The following is a 17,649-nucleotide window of genomic DNA, read 5'->3' on the forward strand; positions in this document are numbered from 1 at the left end:
CTACTACTCGTAACAGTTACCCGACGTCACGTCAATATGGAGGGACCGTGGACGCGACACCGGCGGAATCCGAGCGCACGGCGGTGGCCGAGCGACTGCTCACGTCCTCGCTACGCACCAGCTACGACCCGGTCGTCGAGATCGACTGGGACGCGCCGCACGTCCCGGGCGCCTACTGGCTCCCGCCGCACCGCAGCAGCCTCTATGGCACCCCGCTCTGGGCCCGACTCAGCGAGGAGCAGCGCGTCGAGCTGACAAAGCACGAGGTGGCCAGCGCGGCCAGCGCCGGGCTGTGGTTCGAGACGATCCTCATGCAGATGCTGATCCGGGAGTACTACGGCGCCGACCCGACCAGCCGGCAGGCCCAGTACGCGCTGACCGAGGTCGCCGACGAGTGCCGGCACTCCATCATGTTCGGCCGGCTGATCGAGGCGATGGGTTGCCCGGTCTACCGGGCGAGCACAGTTGACCACCACCTCGGGCGCTTCCTCAAGGCCACCGCCAGCGGCCCGCGGATGTACGCGGCGATCCTCATCGCGGAGGAGATCCTCGACGCGTTCCAGCGCGAGATCATGGCCGATGAGTCCCTCCAGCCGCTCATCCGGATGGTCTCCCGCATCCACGTGGTGGAGGAGGCGCGACACGTCCGCTTCGCCCGCGAGGAGTTGGCCGCCGCGGTCGCGGCCACCGGCCCGGTGGGCCTGGCGTACGCCCGCCTGCTGGTCGGTCGTGCCGCCTACACGATCGCCAACCGCCTGGTCCATCCCGACGCGTACGCGGCGGTGGGTATCCCACCGGCGGTCGGCCGGGCCGCCGCCCGCGCCAACCCGCACTGGCGTGCCACCCTGCGCTGGTCGGCCGAGCGGGTGCACACCCACCTGGCGAGCGTGGGCCTGGTGGCCGGGCCGGGACGCCTGCTGTGGACCCGGGCCGGGCTGATCTGACCGTTCGTCACCCGACCGGGGCGCTGCCCACATCAGGCAGCCGCGTCAGGCCCGCCCGATCCGCGGCTCCTGCCGATCGGTCAGCCGCAACCCGACGCCGCGCACGGCCTCGATCGTGGCGCCGGTGCCGAGCTCGTGCAGCTTGCGTCGCAACCGCTTCACCAGCGACTGCACGTCCGCCTTGCGCTCGCGCCCTTCGTCGCGCCAGACCGACCGGTGCAGCTCGGCGTAGCTCCAGACCCGGATCGGCTCGGTGGTCAGGCAGACCAGCAGGTCGTGTTCGAGCCGGGTCAGGTCGGTCTCGCGGTCCTGGCAGCGGGCGGTGGACCGGTGCGAGTCGATGACCAGTGCGGAGTCCGTCGCGGCGGCGAGCGCCGGCGGGGACGGCGTCCCGGCCGGCCGCTGTGGAGGCGCGATCAGCCGGCGCAGCTCGTCGAGGTCGGCGACCAGCAGCAGCGGCGCGATGCCCTCGAGCCGCTCCGCGAGCCGGATCCGCTCGGCCGGCGACGAGGTCACCGCGATCAGCAGCGGGAACGGCTCGTCGACCGGATCGGACCCGTCCAACGCCGCCTCGTCGTCCTCGGCCACAGCACCCACCCGGGATCCATGGGCATCATCCTGCCCACCTCTCGTCATGGTCCTGACAGTGTTGGGCAAGCGTGCCGCCAGCGTGGCAACCGTTAGCGACAAGTTGCTCACGGCAAGTTCTTGATCGTCCTTTCTTCTCGATCATAGTGTCCACTCGGGCAACCGGCGTGACCCGCGCGGTGCATGGGGAGGCATTAAGGGTTCGTCCGCTCGATCCCATCGAGACGGACACCCGCACCCTCACCATGGCCCATTTCCACCCTGGGTCGTTCTGAGGGAGGCAGCACCGATGTTCAGACGTCCACAATGGAGGCGCACAGCCAGATCACTGGTGAGCGCTGGTGCGGCGATGATCCTCGCCGCGACATGTCTGGCCAGTATCGGCTCGGGCGCGCAGGCGGCGCCCGGCGGAACGGGGGCCGGCGCCGCTCCCGGGGACAAGATCCGACCGGAGCTCGCGAAGCAGCTCCAGGCCAAGAGCGAAGGGGACTTCTGGATCCGGTTCAAGGACCGGGCGGACCTGAGCAAGGCCAGCGCCATCAAGGACTGGTCGAAGCGCGGCGCGGCGGTCGCGGAGGCACTGCGCAGGACGGCCGCCGACAGTCAGGGCAAGATCCGGGCCGAACTCGACGGGTCGGGCACCAAGTACCAGACCTTCTGGGCGACCAACGCCATAAAGGTGAGCAGCGGCTCACTGGCGATGGTGCAGAAGTTCGCAGCCCACTCGGAGGTGGAGGGTCTCTACGCCCCGGTCGCCTACAAGGTGCCGGAGGTCACCAAGGGCACCGACGAGAAGACCGTGAACGCTCTCGAGTGGGGCATCGCGAACATCAACGCCGACGACGTCTGGAGCCAGTACGGCGTCACCGGCGAGGGCATCACCATCGCGAACATCGACACCGGGGTCCAGTTCGACCACCCGGCGTTGGTCGGCTCCTACCGCGGCAACAACGGCGACGGCACGTTCGACCACAACTACAACTGGTACAACGCCGCCGGGACGTGCGCGACCGCGCCCTGTGACACCAATGGCCACGGTACGCACACGATGGGCACCATGGCCGGCTCCGACGGCGCGAACCAGATCGGTGTCGCTCCCGGGGTCAAGTGGATCGCGGCGAACGGCTGCTGCCCCAGCGACGCTGCGCTGATCGAGTCCGGTCAGTGGATGCTCGAGCCGCTGGACCTCAACGGCCAGAACCCGGACGCGAGCAAGCGCCCGAACATCATCAACAACTCGTGGGGCAGCCAGAACCCGTCCAACGAGCCCTTCATGGAGGACGTGACGCTGGCCTGGGCCGCCTCCGGGATCTTCGGGGTCTGGTCCAACGGCAACAGCGGGCCGGCCTGCCAGACCAGTGGTTCGCCGGGCAGCCTCGTCAGCAACTACTCCACCGGCGCGTACGACATCAACAACAACGTCGCTGGCTTCTCGGGCCGGGGCGTCGGGCAGAACGGCGAGATCAAGCCCAACATCTCGGCGCCGGGCGTGAACGTCCGGTCGAGCATTCCGGGCAACGCCTACGGCAGCATCAGTGGCACGTCGATGGCCGCTCCGCACCTCGCGGGCGCGATCGCCCTGCTGTACTCGGCGGCCCCGTCGCTGGTCGGTGACATCAACGCGACCCGTGCGCTGCTCAACGGCGCCGCGATCGACAAGGCCGACGACCAGTGCGGTGGCACCCCGGCGGACAACAACGTCTACGGCGAAGGCCGACTGGACGCCCTCGCCCTGCTCAACGCCGCCCCGACCGGCGACACCGGCACCCTGGCCGGCACGGTCACCGACGCGGCCACCGGCAGCCCGATCGCCGGTGCCACCCTGACGCTCACCGGGCCGACCGGCCGCGAGGTGACCACCGGCGCCGACGGCAAGTACTCGACCACGCTCCCGATCGGTGACTACCAGGTCGCCGTGTCGGCGTTCGGGTACGGCGGCACGACCAAGCCGGCGACCGTCACCGACGGCGCGACCACGACGCTCAACGTCGCGCTGACGGCGGTGGCCAGCGTCAACGTCACCGGAGCGGTCACCGACGGTTCCGGACACGGCTGGCCGCTGTACGCCAAGGTCACCGTGACCGGCGTGTCGGGCGTGTACGACTACACCACGCCGGCGAACGGCCGCTACAGCATCAAGCTGCCGGCCGGGCAGACCTACACCCTGACGTACGAGTCGCAGTACCCGGGCTACCAGACCGTCACCAAGGAGGTCGTGGTCGGCTCGCGCAACGTGACCGCCAACGTCGCGGTGCCGGTGAACACCACCACCTGCACGACGGCGCCCGGCTACACGTTCGGCTCCGACGGTGAGTACGAGACCTTCGATGGCGCCACCGTGCCGGCCGGCTGGTCCGTGGTGGACAACAAGGGCAACGGCCAGGGCTGGAAGTTCACCGACGACGGCAACCGCGGCAACCTGACCGGTGGCACCGGCAACTTCGCGGTGGTCGACAGTGACGCGTACGGCGCCGGCGGGAGCCAGGACACCTCCCTGGTCAGCCCGGTGGTCAACCTGACCGACGTCACGGCCCCGGTCGTCCGCTTCAACCAGGACTTCAACCAGTTGGCCGACGACACCGGCGATGTCGATCTGAGCATCGACGGCGGTGCCACCTGGACCAACGTGCTCCGGCAGGAGACGGACGTCCGGGGTCCGAAGGTCACCGAGATCCCGATCCCGCAGGCGGCCGGCAAGGCGCAGGTCCAGGTGCGGTTCCACTACTACGACGCCTCGTACGAGTGGTGGTGGGAGGTCGACAACGTACTGATCGGCAGCCAGGTCACCTGCGTGCCGGTCGACGGCGGTCTGGTCGTCGGTCACGTCCGTGACAAGAACGACAGCAGCTACGTCAACGGCGCCACCGTCACCAGTGCCGACCGGCCCAGCGAGAGTGCCGTCACCGTGGCGACCCCGGACGACCCGGGGCTGGCCGACGGCTTCTACTGGCTGTACTCGACGCTGACCGACACCCACAAGTTCACCGCGAAGGCCGGCAACTACGTCAGCCAGAGCAAGCAGGTCGACGTCCAGGCCGACTGGGCGACCGCCGCGAACTTCCAGCTCGCGGCCGGCCGGCTGTCGGTGACGCCGGCTCAGGTGAGCGCGACGGTGCAGATGCCCAGCGGCAAGGCCAGCAGGACGTTCACGGTGACCAACACCGGCGGGGCGCCTGTCGAGGTCGAGTTCAGTGAGCGCGACAACGGATTCGAACTCCTCCGGGCGGACGGGTCCCGGATGACCAGGCAGCAGGTGCTCGGAGCCACCGGCGCACCGGAGCAGCGGCTCACCGTCCCGACGTCGTTCGCCGCCAAGGCGTCCGGCAGGGCGGCCATGGCGGCCCCCGCCGCGGTCACCCCGCAGGCCGCACCGTGGACGGACATCACCGACTACCCGGCCAACATCATGGACAACCGGGTGGTGAGCCTGGACGGCAAGGTCTACTCGATCGGTGGTGGTGACGGGTCCAGCTCGACCACGAAGAACTACGCCTACGACGCGGTTGCCCAGACCTGGACGGCGATCGCCGACCTGCCGGGCGCTCGCAACGCCCTGGCGGTGGGCGTCGTGGATGGCAAGATCATCGCGACCGGCGGCTGGGCGGACGGCGGTCCGGACGCGGCCACCTGGTCGTACGACCCGGCGGCGAACACCTGGACGGAGCTGGCCGACAACCCGGCGCCGAGAGCTGCCGCCGGGCAGGCCGTCGTCGACGGCAAGCTGTACGCCATCGGTGGCTGCACCACTGCGGCCTGTACGCCGATGTCGAACACGGTCGTCCGGTACGACCCGGGCAGTGACACCTGGGAGACGATGGCCAACTACCCGAAGTCGGTGGCCTTCGCCTCCTGCGGCGGGATCGACGGCACGATCTACTGCACCGGTGGCAACGACGGGGCCGCCGCGCAGAAGGCCAGCTACGCCTTCGACCCGGGTGCCAACACCTGGACCGCGATCGCCGACGCGCCGGTCGACAACTGGGCCAGCTCGTTCGCTGTCGCCAGCGGCAAGCTCCTCGTTGTCGGTGGTTCGCAGGGTGGGGCCATCAGCAACGCCGGCTTCGCCTACGACCCGGCCACCAGCTCGTGGTCGAACCTGCCGAACGCCAACACCGCGCGGTACCGCGGTGGCGCGGCGTGCGGCTTCTACAAGATCGGTGGCTCGTCCGGCAGCTTCAGCGCGGCGCCGGACAGCGAGGTGCTGCCCGGGTTCGAGGGTTGCGCCGAGGCGGCGGCCGATGTCAGCTGGATGACGATCGACAAGTCGGCGGTCACCCTGACGCCGGGTCAGAAGGTCACGGTCACCGTCGGGATGACGGCGAACGTGGACCAGCCGGGCACCTACTCCGGCTCGGTCGGCATCAAGGAGAACACGCCGTACACGGTGGCGCCGGTGGCGGTGACCATGACCGCGACGCCTCCGAAGACGTGGGGCAAGCTCATGGGCACGGTGACCGGAACGAGCTGCCAGGGTGCGACCTCGCCGATTGCCGGCGCGGTGGTTCAGGTCGACTCGTGGGCGATGTCGTGGACCTTCGCCACCGACACCCAGGGCAAGTACGCCTACTGGGTGGACCGTCGGAACAACCCGCTCACGATGATCGTCGCCAAGGACGGCTGGAAGCCGCAGACCCGTCAGACGAGGATCGACACCACCACGCCCACTGTGGAGAACTTCGGGTTGTCGCCGATCCGGTGCTGAACGCCTGACCGGTAACTGACAGATCCGGCCCGCCTGGTCACCGACCGGGCGGGCCGGACCAATTTCGTCGACGGTCAGACCGGGGTGAGCCGGAAGCCGACGCCGCGAACCGAATGGATCGTCGCCGCGGCGTTGAGCCTGGCGAGTTTGCGGCGTACCCGGCGGACCACGGAGTGCATGTCCGAGCCGCGGCCGAGGTGCCTGTTGCCCCAGACCTTGAGGTGCAGTCGCTCGTAGGTCCAGACCTGCCCGGGCGCGTCGACCAGGCAGAGCAGAACGTCATGCTCCAACCGGGTCAGGTCGATCTCCCGGTCGCGCCACCGCAGCACCCGGCGGTCGGAATCGACAGCCAGGTCGGGTGGTGGCGGCGTCTGCGGGCTCTGTGCCACGTCGGGCACCACGCTCTGGGCGGTCGGTAGCACAGTGGCGGTGGCGGGCATCTCCGCCACACCGAGAAACTCCCGCGCCTGATCGACATTCGAGACGATCAGGAAGGCGTCACTCCCGCCGAGCAGCCGGGCCAGTTGCCGGCGCTCGGCCGGCGAGGACGCGATGCCGATGACCAGGGAGGCGACCGGAATCCCCTGCATTTACCCCAACCCCTTCCGGTTCCCCAACTCACTCCGGATGGTTTTCGCACCGCCGACCGAAACATTGCTTGATCGGCGTCCTGACCTTAGTGGTATTGCGTCTCGGCAGGGTAAAACATAGTTGCATGCAAGCATATGAATGACCTTTCACGGTTTGCATAAGTCATTCGAGATGGCTTGGCAGGGTTTGCCCGGGGAATTTGTGATATCGAGGCGTCGTGGGCACCGCTGGCCGGTCGGCGTACCGACGGGTCCACCCGTTTCTCCTGCCGCCCGGACCGGGAACTGTGACAGAACCAAGACAATCCGCGGACGGCGTCCGGATCTGGCGGCCCGACGATGGTCGGCATGTCCCTCGGATCGTCGTACATCGGACGGTTGGCGCCCGGCCCGCGGCCGGCGCGACCGCTGCCACATCTTCGCGCGGCCGCGCCGCTGGGCCGGCTGCTGCTCGGGGCGGCCCTGGGCCACCTGCTCGCCCTGGCCCTCACCTACGCGGTGTTCGTGCGGACCCACCCCGGTCAGTGGCTCGACGGGCTGCTCCTGCCCCGCGCCGAGCGGGGCGGGGGCTACGAGCAGCAGACCGTCCTGGTGGGTCCGGCCAGGACAGTGCTGGCGACCTTCGGCAACCCGGCGCTGCTGGCCGCCCTGCTCGGCGCGGTGCTGCTGGTGGGAGCGCTCTGCCGACGGCTGCTGGCCGGAGTGATGGGTGTCGGCATGGTCGTCTGCGCGGTGGTGGTGGCCGGGGCGGTGAAGTCGCTGCTTGCCCGCCCGGACCTCCAGATCGTCAGTTCCAGCACCCACAACAGCTTCCCCAGTGGTCACGTCGCGGCCGCGACGGCCCTGCTGCTGGCGTTCATGCTGGTCCTGCCCGCGTGGGCCCGACGCTGGCTGGCGGTGCCGGGTGCGGCAGGTGTCGCGGTGATCGCCTCGGCCACCATGATCGCTGGCTGGCACCGCTTCAGTGACGCTCTCGGCGGGGTCCTGCTGGGTGTGACGCTGTTCTGCCTGGCCGCGGCTGCGGTGGCGGGGCGGCGCGGAGACACCGATCAGGGCGCCGGTCCGCGGCGCGCACCGGGCGGCGCGGTGGGGCGCAGGCTGGTCGAGGGAGCGGTGGTGCTGGCCGTGCTGCTCTGGGCGCTTCTGGTGGTGATGCCCGGTCTGGCCGCATCGGTGCAGCCCGGACTGCTGGTCGCCATCGTGGCGGTGACCGGGGCGACGATGGTGGCGGTGGGCTCGGTGGTGTTCCTGGTGCGGTCGGCTGATTTCGTCGCCCCACCCGGCCGGTGGCAGCGCGCCCAGCGGCACGTGACGGCGGGCGGCAGGGACGGCGCGGCGCCGCGGCGGGGCTGAGACCCGACCGTCCGGACATCGACCGAAGGCTAAATCTATTCATGATGGGATACTTGACGACATGTCCCAGGTCCTGCTGATCGAAGACCACCAGACGGTGCGCGACGGGTTGCAACTGGCGCTCACCCGACAGGGCCACACCGTCGACGCCGTGGCCACCGGTGAGCAGGGGTTGGCGCGGCTGCGGGTGGCCCCGTCCGACGTCGTGGTGCTCGATCTCATGCTGCCCGGGATGGACGGGTTCGAGGTCTGCCGCCGGATCCGGCAGCTCGGCGACCTTCCGATCATCATGCTCACCGCCCGCAACGACGACATGGACGTGGTGGCGGGCCTGGAGGCCGGCGCCGACGACTACGTGGTCAAGCCCGTGCAGGCCCGGGTGCTCGAGGCGCGCATCCGGGCGGTGCTGCGGCGGACCAGCGGCGAGTCGCGGCGCACCGGCGGCGAGCGGTCCGGCCCGGAACAGCACGGTTCCCTCACCATCGACCGGGCCGCGCTGGTGGTCAGCAAGGAGGGACTGCCGGTCAGCCTCGCCCCGACGGAGCTGCGCCTGCTGCTCGAACTCGCCCAGACGCCGGGCCAGGTGCTGAGCCGCCAGCAGCTGCTGGAGGCCGTGTGGGAGCACGGTTACCTCGGTGACTCGCGCCTGGTGGACGCCTGCGTGCAGCGGCTGCGCGCCAAGATCGAGGACGACTCGTCGGCGCCGGTCTTCATCCAGACGGTCCGCGGTTTCGGTTACCGGTTCGGGCCGCTGTGACGCCGTGGCGTTGGACCGGCGGCCGAACGTCGGGCCTGCGGGTCCGGCTGCTGCTGGCGTTCGCGTTGCTGGGCCTGACCACCACGGCGGTGGTGGCCAGCGGAAGCTACATCCAGGCCCGGACGGTCATCCTCCAGCAGGCGCAGGACGCCGCGGTGGCGTCGCTGACCGATCAGCTCAGTCAGGCCTATCCGATACGCCGACTCCCGCCGTCCCAGGGGGAACTCGACACGATGGCCCAGCGCCTCTCCGACCGGGAGGGGTACGCGGTGATCCTCTACCGCGACATGCGGGCACAGGGCGCTCAGGGGCCCGAGCCGCTCACCCCCGAGCTGCGGCAGGCGGTCGGGGATGGCGTCATCGCCTGGCAACGCGTCTCGCGAGGCGGAGAACCCCTGCTGCTCATCGGGACCCAGCTGAAGATCGACCGGGCCGACGGCTTGTCGGTGCCGTCCGGCGTGGAGGTCTACTCGGTGCGCAGCCTCGCCTCCGAACAGCAGAGCATCGACCGGCTCGCCACCCTGGCGTGGCTCACCGGCGGGCTCTCCCTGGTCCTCGCGGTCCTGCTGGCCCTGCTGGCCGCCCGGGGAGTGCTGCGCCCGGTCCGCGAGCTGGGCAGGGCGGCGCGCCGGCTCGGTGAGGGCGACCTGACCACCCGGCTGGCGGTGCGGGGCGTCGACGAACTGGCCGACGTGGCGCGGACCTTCAATGACACCGCGGGAACGCTGGAGCGGCAGGTCGGCGAACTGCGGCGGATGGAGGCCGACGCCCGACGCTTCGTGGCCGACGTGTCGCACGAACTCCGCACGCCACTGGCCGCGATGACGGCGGTCACCGACGTGCTCGACGAGGAGGCGGACCGGCTGCCCGGGGACGCCGGCCGGGCCGCCCGGCTCGTCAGTCAGGAGACGCAGAACCTCACCCAGCTGGTCAACGACCTCATCGAGGTCAGCAGGTTCGACTCCGGCACCGCGCGGCTCGCCCTCGACGACGTCGACGTGGCCGCGGCGGTGACCGCGACCCTCCGGGTCCGGCGCTGGTCCGATCGGGTACGGGCCGAGCTGCCGTCCGGAGTTCTCGCCCGGTTGGACCCCCGCCGGCTGGACGTCATCGTCGCCAACCTGGTCGGCAACGCGTTCCGGCACGGCGCCGAGCCGGTGTCGGTGCGCCTGCGCGCCGAGCCGGACTGGATCACCATCGAGGTCCGCGACCAGGGGCCGGGGCTGGACCCGGAGGTGCTGCCGCACGTCTTCGGCCGCTTCTACAAGGCGGACACCGCCCGGACCCGCTCGGAGGGCAGCGGCCTCGGCCTCGCCATCGCGTGGGAGAACGCGCGCCTGCACCAGCACGCCGGGCAGGCCGGAAGTCTCGTCGCGGGCAACGGTCCGACCGGCGGCGCGGTGTTCACGCTCCGACTGCCGCGCGTGGCCACGGACGCGGCGGACGCCGGAGGCGTACGGTGACCGGCCGCCGGGCCGGCAGTGCCCTGCTCACCGGGGGGCTCCTGCTCACCCTGCTCGCGACGGGCTGCGGGGTTCGGCCCAGCGATGTCATCACCGGCCGCTCGGCGACGACCGGCCCCGCCGCGGGCGTCGACATCTACCTGCTCTCGCACGGACGACTCGCGCTTGTCATCCGGGAGACCAAGGAAAGGAGCATGGTCTCGCCGGAGAAGACGCTCGGCATGCTGGCGGCGGGCCCGGACGAGTCGGAACGGAGCCAGGGCCTCGTCAGCGAGGTGCCGGCCGGCCTGGTCCCGGCCTCCCCGGTGAAGCCGAACCTCGACGGGTCCGGCGTCACGGTGACGATGACGGGTGCCGTGCTGCCGTTGACGGCGGCCGCGGCCGACCAGATCATCTGCACCCTGGCCGATGCCCTGGCGCCCACCGGCCAGGGGGACAGCTTCTCCCCGGTCACCATCGCCGGGCCGGACGGCGCCCGGCCGCCCCGGCCCTGTCCGATCAAGTGACCGGGGCGACGACCGCTCAGACCAGGTCGACCGCCCGAGCCAGCCGGGGCAACCCACCGGACCGGATCCGATCCCGGGTGACCAGCGCCCCGGAGATCAGGATGTCGAGCAGGGTGGCGAACCCGATCCCGGCCTGCTGCCAGATCTGGGGAAACTGCGAGGCGGTGGTGAATCCGGGGAAGGTGTTCACCTCGTTCACGATGGGCTCGGCGGACCCCTGCGTGGGCAGGAAGAAGTCGACCCGGAGCAGCCCGCGGCAGTCGAGGGCGTCGAAGGCGCGGATCGCGCGGTCCTGGAGCACCTGGGTGGTGGCCGGGTCGAGCGCGGCGGGGATCTGGAAGACCGCCCCGCCGTCGTACTTCGCGTCGTAGTCGAAGAAGCCGGCGCCGGTCACCCTGATCTCCAGGGGCGGACCGGCCTGCACCCGGCCGTCGGGATGCTGCAGGACGGCCACGTCGATCTCCCGTCCGCGCGCTCCCTGCTCGACGAGCACCTTCGGGTCGACCTCCCGCGCCTGCCGCAACGCGGCGGGAAGTTCCGCCCAGTCGGTCACCCTGACCACGCCCAGGCTGGAGCCGGCCCGGGCGGGCTTGACGAACACCGGCAGGCCCAGCCTCCGCTGTTCGGCCGGGGACAGCTCCTCGTCGGGACGCAGGGTCACTCCGGGGCTGACCCGCAGGCCCTCCGCGGCGAGCAGTCTCTTGGTGACGCCCTTGTCCATGCCGGCCGCGCTGGCGAAGACACCGTTGCCGACGTACGGCACCCCGAGCCATTCCAGCAGCGACGCGACGGTGCCGTCCTCGCCGTACGGGCCGTGCAGGGCCGGGAACACCACGTCCTGGGCGCGCAACACGCGCAGCGCCAGGGGGAGTGGCACCGGACGGCCGTCGACGTGCCACCCGCCGTCGCGACCGATGAGCACCTCGGTGACCCGGTACCTCTCCCGGTCCAGGCCGGCGAGGATGCTCTCCGCCGAGCGGCGGGACACCTCGTGCTCGCCGCTCTGCCCGCCGTACAGCACTGCCAGTCGGATCGTCATGACGTTGCCGCCCTTTCGTGGAGGTGGTCGCGGGCCACCCGGGCCCCGACACCGGTCAGGATCTCGTGCGGGTTCGTGCCGGCCCACCGCGCCCACTCGGCGACCGTCGGTGGAGGGTGGTCGCCCTGGTCGGGGCCGAACACCACTACCGGATCGCCGATCGCCACCGGAAGATCGCCCGCGTCGACCACGCACTGGTCCATCGCGATGCGTCCGACGATCGGGCGACGCCGGCCGCCCAGCCACACCTCGGCGCGGCCCTCGGCGGCCCGGGTCAGGCCGTCGGCGTAGCCGAGCGGCAGCAGAGCCAGGGTGGTCGGCGCGCCGGTCACGTACCCGGGTCCGTAGGAGACCGCGGTGCCGGCCGGTACCCGCTTCACGTTGACAACGGTCGTGCGCAGGGTCATGGCGGCGCGGAGCCCGACCTGGCCGGACCGGGTCCCGCCGAACGGATCCACGCCGTACAGCGCGAGCCCGATCCGGCAGAGGTCGAAGCGGGTCCGCGGCGCCGTCAGCGCGGCCGCCGAGTTCGCCAGGTGCACCAGGTCCGGGTCGAGGCCGGCGGACCGGGCGACCCGAAGCGCCTCCTCGAAGACCGCCACCTGCCGGGGGAGCCGGGGGCTGCCCGGTACGTCGGCGTCGGTCAGGTGCGACCACACGCCGCGCACCCGGACCCCGCCCTCCACCTCGTACTTGCGGGCCCAGCCGACCAGCTCGGGCCAGTCGTCGCCGGCGGCGCCGTTGCGGGACAGCCCGGTGTCCGCCTTGAGCTGCACCGTCGCCGGCACGCCGAGCCGGTGGGCGGCGTCGGCGACGGCGTGCAGGTGGGTCGTGGTCGACACGCCGACGTCGACGCCGGCGGCGATCAACTGGTCGAAGTCGTCGTCGGGGCGGTGCAGCCAGCTCAGCGTGGGCGCGGTGATGCCCGCCGAACGCAGGGCCAGCGCCTCGGACGCCGAGGTCACCCCCAGCCAGCCGGCGCCGGCACGCAGCGCGGCCCGCGCGACCTGCACCGCGCCATGGCCGAACCCGTCCGCCTTCACCACGGCCATCAGCTCGGTACCGGAGACCGACGCAATCGTCAGCACGTTGCTGGCGATCGCATCGAGATCGACCACCGCCTCGCCGAGGGCGCTCATCCGGCCGCCTCCACCCGCCGGACGCCGGGGAGGGCGAACAGCCAGCGTGCGTGCAGCGCCAGGAGCCCCCGGTGGACGGCCAGGCTCACGGCGGTCACGAGCCCGGTCAGCAGGATCGGGTACCCGAGCACGAGCAGGCCCTGACCGACCTGGTCCAGCCCGGAGATCGGCCCGGGCAGCAGCCGGTGCAGCAGCGCCAGCACCGGCATGTGGATGACGTAGATGGGCAGGGTGATGCGGCCGAGCGTCGCGAGCCGGCTGCTGAGGGCGGGCCACCGGCTCAACCGGGCGGCGGCGGTGATCCCGAAGGTGACCGCCACGACGGAGACCACCGGCCACACGCCGAACCACTGCTGTGCGCCGACCGCCGCCATCGCGGCGAGCACGAGGACGTACGCGCCCGAGGTCACCGCGAGCCGGCGCCCGGTGGCGGTGGCCGCCCACCGTTCGATCTGCGGTCGCAGGTACAGGCCGGCGAGAAAGAAGATCAGGTTCTGGTACAGGCCGGCGCGGTTGCCCGGCGTGTCGAGCAGGCCGGCGGCGCCGACGGAGGACAGCACCGCTGCGGGTACCACGACCAGCGTGCGGGGGGCCCGGCGGACGGCCTTGGCGAGCGTGAAGTAGAGCGCCAGGGCGTACAGGTACCAGAGGTTGGAGGGCGTGATGGTGAGCTGTTCCAACAGACCGAGGGCGGACGTGGCCCGGTCGGTCGGGAAGTCCGGGGCCGCGGCGAGGACCGCGGTGTGGATCAGCAGCCAGACGGCGTACAGGTAGAGGAACCCCGCGATCCGGCCGCGGGCGACGACCCGCCAGGGCCGCTGGACGGCGTTCGCCGCGAAGACGCCGGAGATGGTGAAGAACAGCGGCATCCGTAGCGGCAGGAGCTGCTCACCCAGCGCCCCCCACAGGCCCGGCACCGGTACGCCGACGTGCCAGTCGATCCGCAGGTAGTCCTTGACGACGACGTGCCACAGGACGACCAGGATGATGCAGACGCCCTTCGCGGCGTCGGCCCACTCCGCTCGGCGTGGCCGTCCCGCTGCGGTGCCGGGCAGCGTCCGGTGCCTCCGGTGGCGGAACCGGGCGTGCGTCACGTCGGGCTCGGGCTCGCCGGGCCGGGCGTCGGTGGATGTCGGCTGTCGGATCACCCGACCGAAGGTGTCAGCCGGATATCCCGGAGTGATCCGCGCATTGTCATGAACCGGTAATGGAACCCGCCGCCGGTGTCCGTCGTGATCCACTGGCCGCGGGCCGGGCCCGTCGGCATCGTCGATCAATGGGCGCGCCGGTGCCGTCGAGGACCACTAGGCTTGGCTGCGGAGGTGTCGCGAGGCATGAAGCTCGGACTGCACTACTGGAGTTACTCGACCCCGGCCGAGGCGGCGGCGATCGCACCGACCCTGACCGAGGCGGCGACCACCGCCGAGCAGGCCGGCGTCGCGTCCTTCACGGTCATGGACCACTTCTTCCAGATGGAGGCGGTGGCCCCGGCCGAGGAGCCGATGCTGGAGGCGTACACCACGCTGGGCTTCGTCGCGGCGAAGACGCAGCGGATGACGCTGGGCGTGCTGGTCACCGGCGTGATGTACAGGTATCCGGGTCTGCTCGCCAAGACCGTGACGACCCTCGACGTGCTCTCCGGCGGCCGGGCCCGGCTCGGGATCGGCGCGTCCTGGTACGAGCGGGAACAGCGCGGGCTCGGCGTGCCCGTGGTGCCGGTGGCCGAGCGGTTCGAGCGACTGGAGGAGACGCTGCGCATCGTGCGGCAGATGTGGAGTGACGACAACGGGCCGTTCGCCGGGCAGCACTACCAGCTCGCCGAGACGATCAACTCGCCGCAGCCGTTGAGTCGTCCGCACCCGCCGATCATGATCGGCGGCGGCGGCGAGAAGAAGACGCTGCTCCTGGTCGCCCGGTACGCCGACGCCTGCAACCTGTTCGGCACCGCCGCCGGGGCCGACGACGTGGCGCGGAAGTTGGACGTGCTGCGTGGGCACTGCGCCGCGGAGGGCCGCGACTACGACACCATCGAGAAGACGGTTGTCGCCCACCGGCCGCCCCTGGCCGACGTCGACGCGTTCCTCGCCGAGGTGTCCTCGTACGCCGCGCTCGGGGTCACCGAGGTGCAGGTCACGCCGGACCGCCACCCGGTGGAGTTCGCCCGACGACTCGGCGACGAGGTGCTGCCCCGGTTGGCCGACATCGGCTGACTCCGGCCCGATGCGGAATTGACGGTTGACGAGGGCTGACCTCCTGACGAACCGGAGGACAGCCCTCGTCGGCGCGGTTGGTCTTGTCAGGCGACCGAGGCGGGGAATCGTTCCCACACCCGGTGTACGGCCATCAGCTGCCGTACCGCGGTCGGGGCTTCGACCGCGGTGCCGGCCGTGACGACGCCGGGGCTGCCGGCAACCCCCGCCTGCTCCAGCACGGTGCCGCCGGTGCCCCAGGCGCCGATCGCCTTGGCGTGCCGCCAGCATTCCTCGACGAGAAGCAGCACGCGGGGATCCACGGCCACCGGGGCCGGCCTACCCGCCTTGCCGTCGCGGGCGGGGATGGCATCCGGTGCGGGCGCCGGCGCCCCGGCCAGCAGGAGCGCGTCGAACTCGACAGTTCGACCGGTGGCGAAGGTCCGCTGGACGGGCAGGTTGCCCACCATTCCGCCGTGCGGGGCGATCAGCAGGGGAACCATCCCGGCCTCGAACACGGCTTCGCGTACCTGGACGACGCCGTCGAGGTCGGCGTCGGGGTCGACGACGATACCGATCGTGCGGCCGTCGGACGGCCACTCACCGCCGACCTGAGACAGCGCCGGGCTGGGTGTGACATCGGCGAGCGGCACGGTCGGCTCCGGCGCGGGCAGCCCCAGGCCGGTGGCGACCTGCGCGCACAGCACCGGGTCGATGTTGGCGAGGCCCTGGAGCTGGCGTTCCTTGATCGCCTGGTGGTAGCACTTGCCGAGCTCGAAGGTGTAGGCGCGGATGATGTGCTCCTTCTCGACCGGCGACATGCTCAGCCAGAACAGGCGCGCCTGGCTGAAGTGGTCGTCGAACGAGACGGGGTTCGCGCGGACCTTGGGTGCCTCCGCCACCGTCACCGGCACGTCGAGGAACGCCTGTTCGTCGTCGCCCGCCGGGAACGGGTTGCCGCCGTCGAGCGAGTTCGGCCGGTACGGCGCGACCCCCGCGTGGACGGCGTGCTGGTGGAAGCCGTCGCGCAGCATGTCGTTGACCGGGGCGTGCGGGCGATTGATCGGGATCTGGGAGAAGTTGGGCCCGCCGAGCCGGGTCAGCTGCGTGTCGACGTACGAGAACAGCCGGCCCTGCAGCAGCGGGTCGTTCGTGACGTCGATGCCTGGCGGGAGGTGACCGAGGTGGAAGGCGACCTGCTCGGTCTCCGCGAAGAAGTTCGTCGGCGTCCGATTGAGCGTCAGTGTCCCGACGGGTTGCACTGGCGCCAGCTCCTCCGGCACGATTTTCGTCGGGTCCAGCAGGTCGATCCCGGCGAACGTCTCCTCAGGAGTGTCGGGGAAGACCTGGATGCCAAGTTCCCATTCGGGAAACGCGCCAGCCTCGATGGCGTCGTAGAGGTCCCGGCGGTGGAAGTCCGGGTCCACGCCGCCCAGCATCTGTGCCTCCTCCCAGGTCAGGGAGTGCACACCGAGCCTGGGCTTCCAGTGGAACTTGGCCAGCGCCGTCTCCCCGGCCTCGTTGACGAGGCGGAAGGTGTGGACGCCGAAGCCCTCCATCGTCCGGTACGACCGCGGAATGCCGCGGTCGGACATGTTCCAGAGCGCGTGGTGCTGCGCCTCGGTGTGCAGCGAGACGAAGTCCCAGAAGGTGTCGTGCGCGCTCTGCGACTGCGGGATCTCCCGGTCCGGGTGCGGCTTGCCGGCGTGGATGATGTCGGGGAACTTGATGGCGTCCTGGATGAAGAAGACCGGGATGTTGTTGCCCACCAGGTCGAACGTGCCCTCGTGGGTGTAAAACTTCGTGGCGAAGCCGCGCGTGTCGCGGACCGTGTCGGCGGAACCGCGCGAGCCGAGGACGGTCGAGAACCGGACGAAGACCTCGGTCTTGCGTCCCTTCTTGAGAAAGCCCGCTCTCGTGACCCCTTCGGCGGTGCCGTAGGCGGTGAACACGCCGTGTGCGCCGGCGCCACGGGCGTGCACCACGCGCTCGGGAATGCGTTCGTGGTCGAAGTGCGTGATCTTCTCGCGCAGGTGATGGTCCTGGAGCAGGACCGGGCCGCGTGGTCCGGCCTTGAGCGAGTGGTCGGTGTCGCGGAGCCGCGTCCCCTGTGCGGTGGTGAGGAACGCACCCTGCTGACCGTTCGCGGTCGTCGGCGCGCCGGCCTCCGCGCCGGTCGGCATGCGGGTCTGCGGAGCTCCCTGCTCCTTCTTCGGCGGGAGCGGGTCGTGCGGTGTCGTCGGCTCCTCGACGGTCGGCGGTGCGCTGCCCGGTGCGCCAGGGACGTCGGGCGTCAGGATGTCGGTGATCTTCTCCGAGGCTGTCTTCACGGCGTTCTTGACCGCCTCGGCGGGCTTGCTGGAATCCACTGAACGAACC

13 protein-coding genes are annotated in these 17,649 nt (G+C 71.0%); 7 read left to right on the forward strand and 6 right to left on the reverse strand.

Going from position 1 to position 17,649, the window contains the following annotated elements; translation table 11 throughout:
• The first annotated feature begins 47 nt into the window (after positions 1–47).
• Positions 48–944 (forward strand): AurF N-oxygenase family protein, encoded by an 897-nt coding sequence (locus GA0070607_RS26060; protein WP_089020541.1) that lies wholly within the window; start codon positions 48–50, stop codon positions 942–944.
• A 45-nt stretch (positions 945–989) separates the two neighbouring features.
• Here GA0070607_RS26060 and GA0070607_RS26065 read toward each other — a convergent pair whose 3' ends face one another.
• Positions 990–1,541, reverse strand: a complete 552-nt coding sequence (locus GA0070607_RS26065) for a winged helix-turn-helix domain-containing protein (protein ID WP_231930357.1) — start codon at positions 1,539–1,541, stop codon at positions 990–992.
• Between the two features lie 322 nt (positions 1,542–1,863).
• Here GA0070607_RS26065 and GA0070607_RS26070 point away from each other — a divergent pair, with 322 nt between their 5' ends.
• The gene (locus tag GA0070607_RS26070; protein WP_231930359.1) at positions 1,864–6,234 is read left to right on the forward strand and encodes a S8 family serine peptidase; all 4,371 of its coding nucleotides are present in this window, start codon (positions 1,864–1,866) and stop codon (positions 6,232–6,234) included.
• A gap of 74 nt (positions 6,235–6,308) precedes the next feature.
• On the opposite strand, the gene GA0070607_RS26075 is transcribed toward GA0070607_RS26070, so the two are convergent.
• The gene (locus GA0070607_RS26075) at positions 6,309–6,824 is read right to left on the reverse strand and encodes a winged helix-turn-helix domain-containing protein (RefSeq protein WP_089020544.1); all 516 of its coding nucleotides are present in this window, start codon (positions 6,822–6,824) and stop codon (positions 6,309–6,311) included.
• Positions 6,825–7,172: 348 nt separating this feature from the next.
• On the opposite strand from GA0070607_RS26075, the gene GA0070607_RS26080 reads away from it, so the two are divergent.
• From GA0070607_RS26080 to GA0070607_RS26095, 4 genes are all read left to right on the forward strand, one after another.
• The gene (locus GA0070607_RS26080) at positions 7,173–8,177 is read left to right on the forward strand and encodes a phosphatase PAP2 family protein (protein WP_157743268.1); all 1,005 of its coding nucleotides are present in this window, start codon (positions 7,173–7,175) and stop codon (positions 8,175–8,177) included.
• Between the two features lie 61 nt (positions 8,178–8,238).
• Positions 8,239–8,934 carry a response regulator transcription factor gene (locus GA0070607_RS26085; protein ID WP_089020546.1) on the forward strand — a complete coding sequence of 232 codons (696 nt, stop codon included), beginning with the start codon at positions 8,239–8,241 and terminating at the stop codon, positions 8,932–8,934.
• Complete coding sequence (locus GA0070607_RS26090) at positions 8,931–10,397, forward strand: sensor histidine kinase (protein WP_089020547.1); 1,467 nt, start codon at positions 8,931–8,933, stop codon at positions 10,395–10,397. Before GA0070607_RS26085 ends, GA0070607_RS26090 begins: the two co-directional genes overlap by 4 nt.
• Positions 10,394–10,903: a hypothetical protein gene (locus GA0070607_RS26095; RefSeq protein ID WP_089020548.1), complete on the forward strand. Its 510-nt coding sequence runs from the start codon at positions 10,394–10,396 to the stop codon at positions 10,901–10,903. The genes GA0070607_RS26090 and GA0070607_RS26095 overlap by 4 nt, the downstream gene beginning before the upstream one ends.
• A gap of 16 nt (positions 10,904–10,919) precedes the next feature.
• Here the strand turns inward: GA0070607_RS26095 and GA0070607_RS26100 are convergent, their stop codons facing one another.
• The 3 genes from GA0070607_RS26100 to GA0070607_RS26110 are packed head-to-tail and all read right to left on the reverse strand — an operon-like array spanning position 10,920 to position 14,229.
• Positions 10,920–11,942 carry a D-alanine--D-alanine ligase family protein gene (locus GA0070607_RS26100; RefSeq protein ID WP_089020549.1) on the reverse strand — a complete coding sequence of 341 codons (1,023 nt, stop codon included), beginning with the start codon at positions 11,940–11,942 and terminating at the stop codon, positions 10,920–10,922.
• On the reverse strand, positions 11,939–13,081 hold the full coding sequence (alr, locus tag GA0070607_RS26105; RefSeq protein WP_089020550.1) for an alanine racemase: 1,143 nt from the start codon (positions 13,079–13,081) through the stop codon (positions 11,939–11,941). The genes GA0070607_RS26100 and alr overlap by 4 nt, the downstream gene beginning before the upstream one ends.
• A complete protein-coding gene (locus GA0070607_RS26110) occupies positions 13,078–14,229 on the reverse strand; it encodes an acyltransferase family protein (RefSeq protein WP_089020551.1) in 1,152 nt (383 codons plus the stop codon). Before GA0070607_RS26110 ends, alr begins: the two co-directional genes overlap by 4 nt.
• Before the next feature lie 186 nt (positions 14,230–14,415).
• Between GA0070607_RS26110 and GA0070607_RS26115 the strand changes: the two genes are divergently transcribed.
• A complete protein-coding gene (locus tag GA0070607_RS26115) occupies positions 14,416–15,291 on the forward strand; it encodes an LLM class F420-dependent oxidoreductase (RefSeq protein WP_089020552.1) in 876 nt (291 codons plus the stop codon).
• Between the two features lie 86 nt (positions 15,292–15,377).
• Here the strand turns inward: GA0070607_RS26115 and GA0070607_RS26120 are convergent, their stop codons facing one another.
• Positions 15,378–17,639: a catalase gene (locus GA0070607_RS26120; RefSeq protein ID WP_089020553.1), complete on the reverse strand. Its 2,262-nt coding sequence runs from the start codon at positions 17,637–17,639 to the stop codon at positions 15,378–15,380.
• Between the last annotated feature and the right edge of the window lie 10 nt (positions 17,640–17,649).

The sequence above is a fragment of the Micromonospora coriariae genome, assembly GCF_900091455.1.
GTDB lineage: Bacteria > Actinomycetota > Actinomycetes > Mycobacteriales > Micromonosporaceae > Micromonospora > Micromonospora coriariae.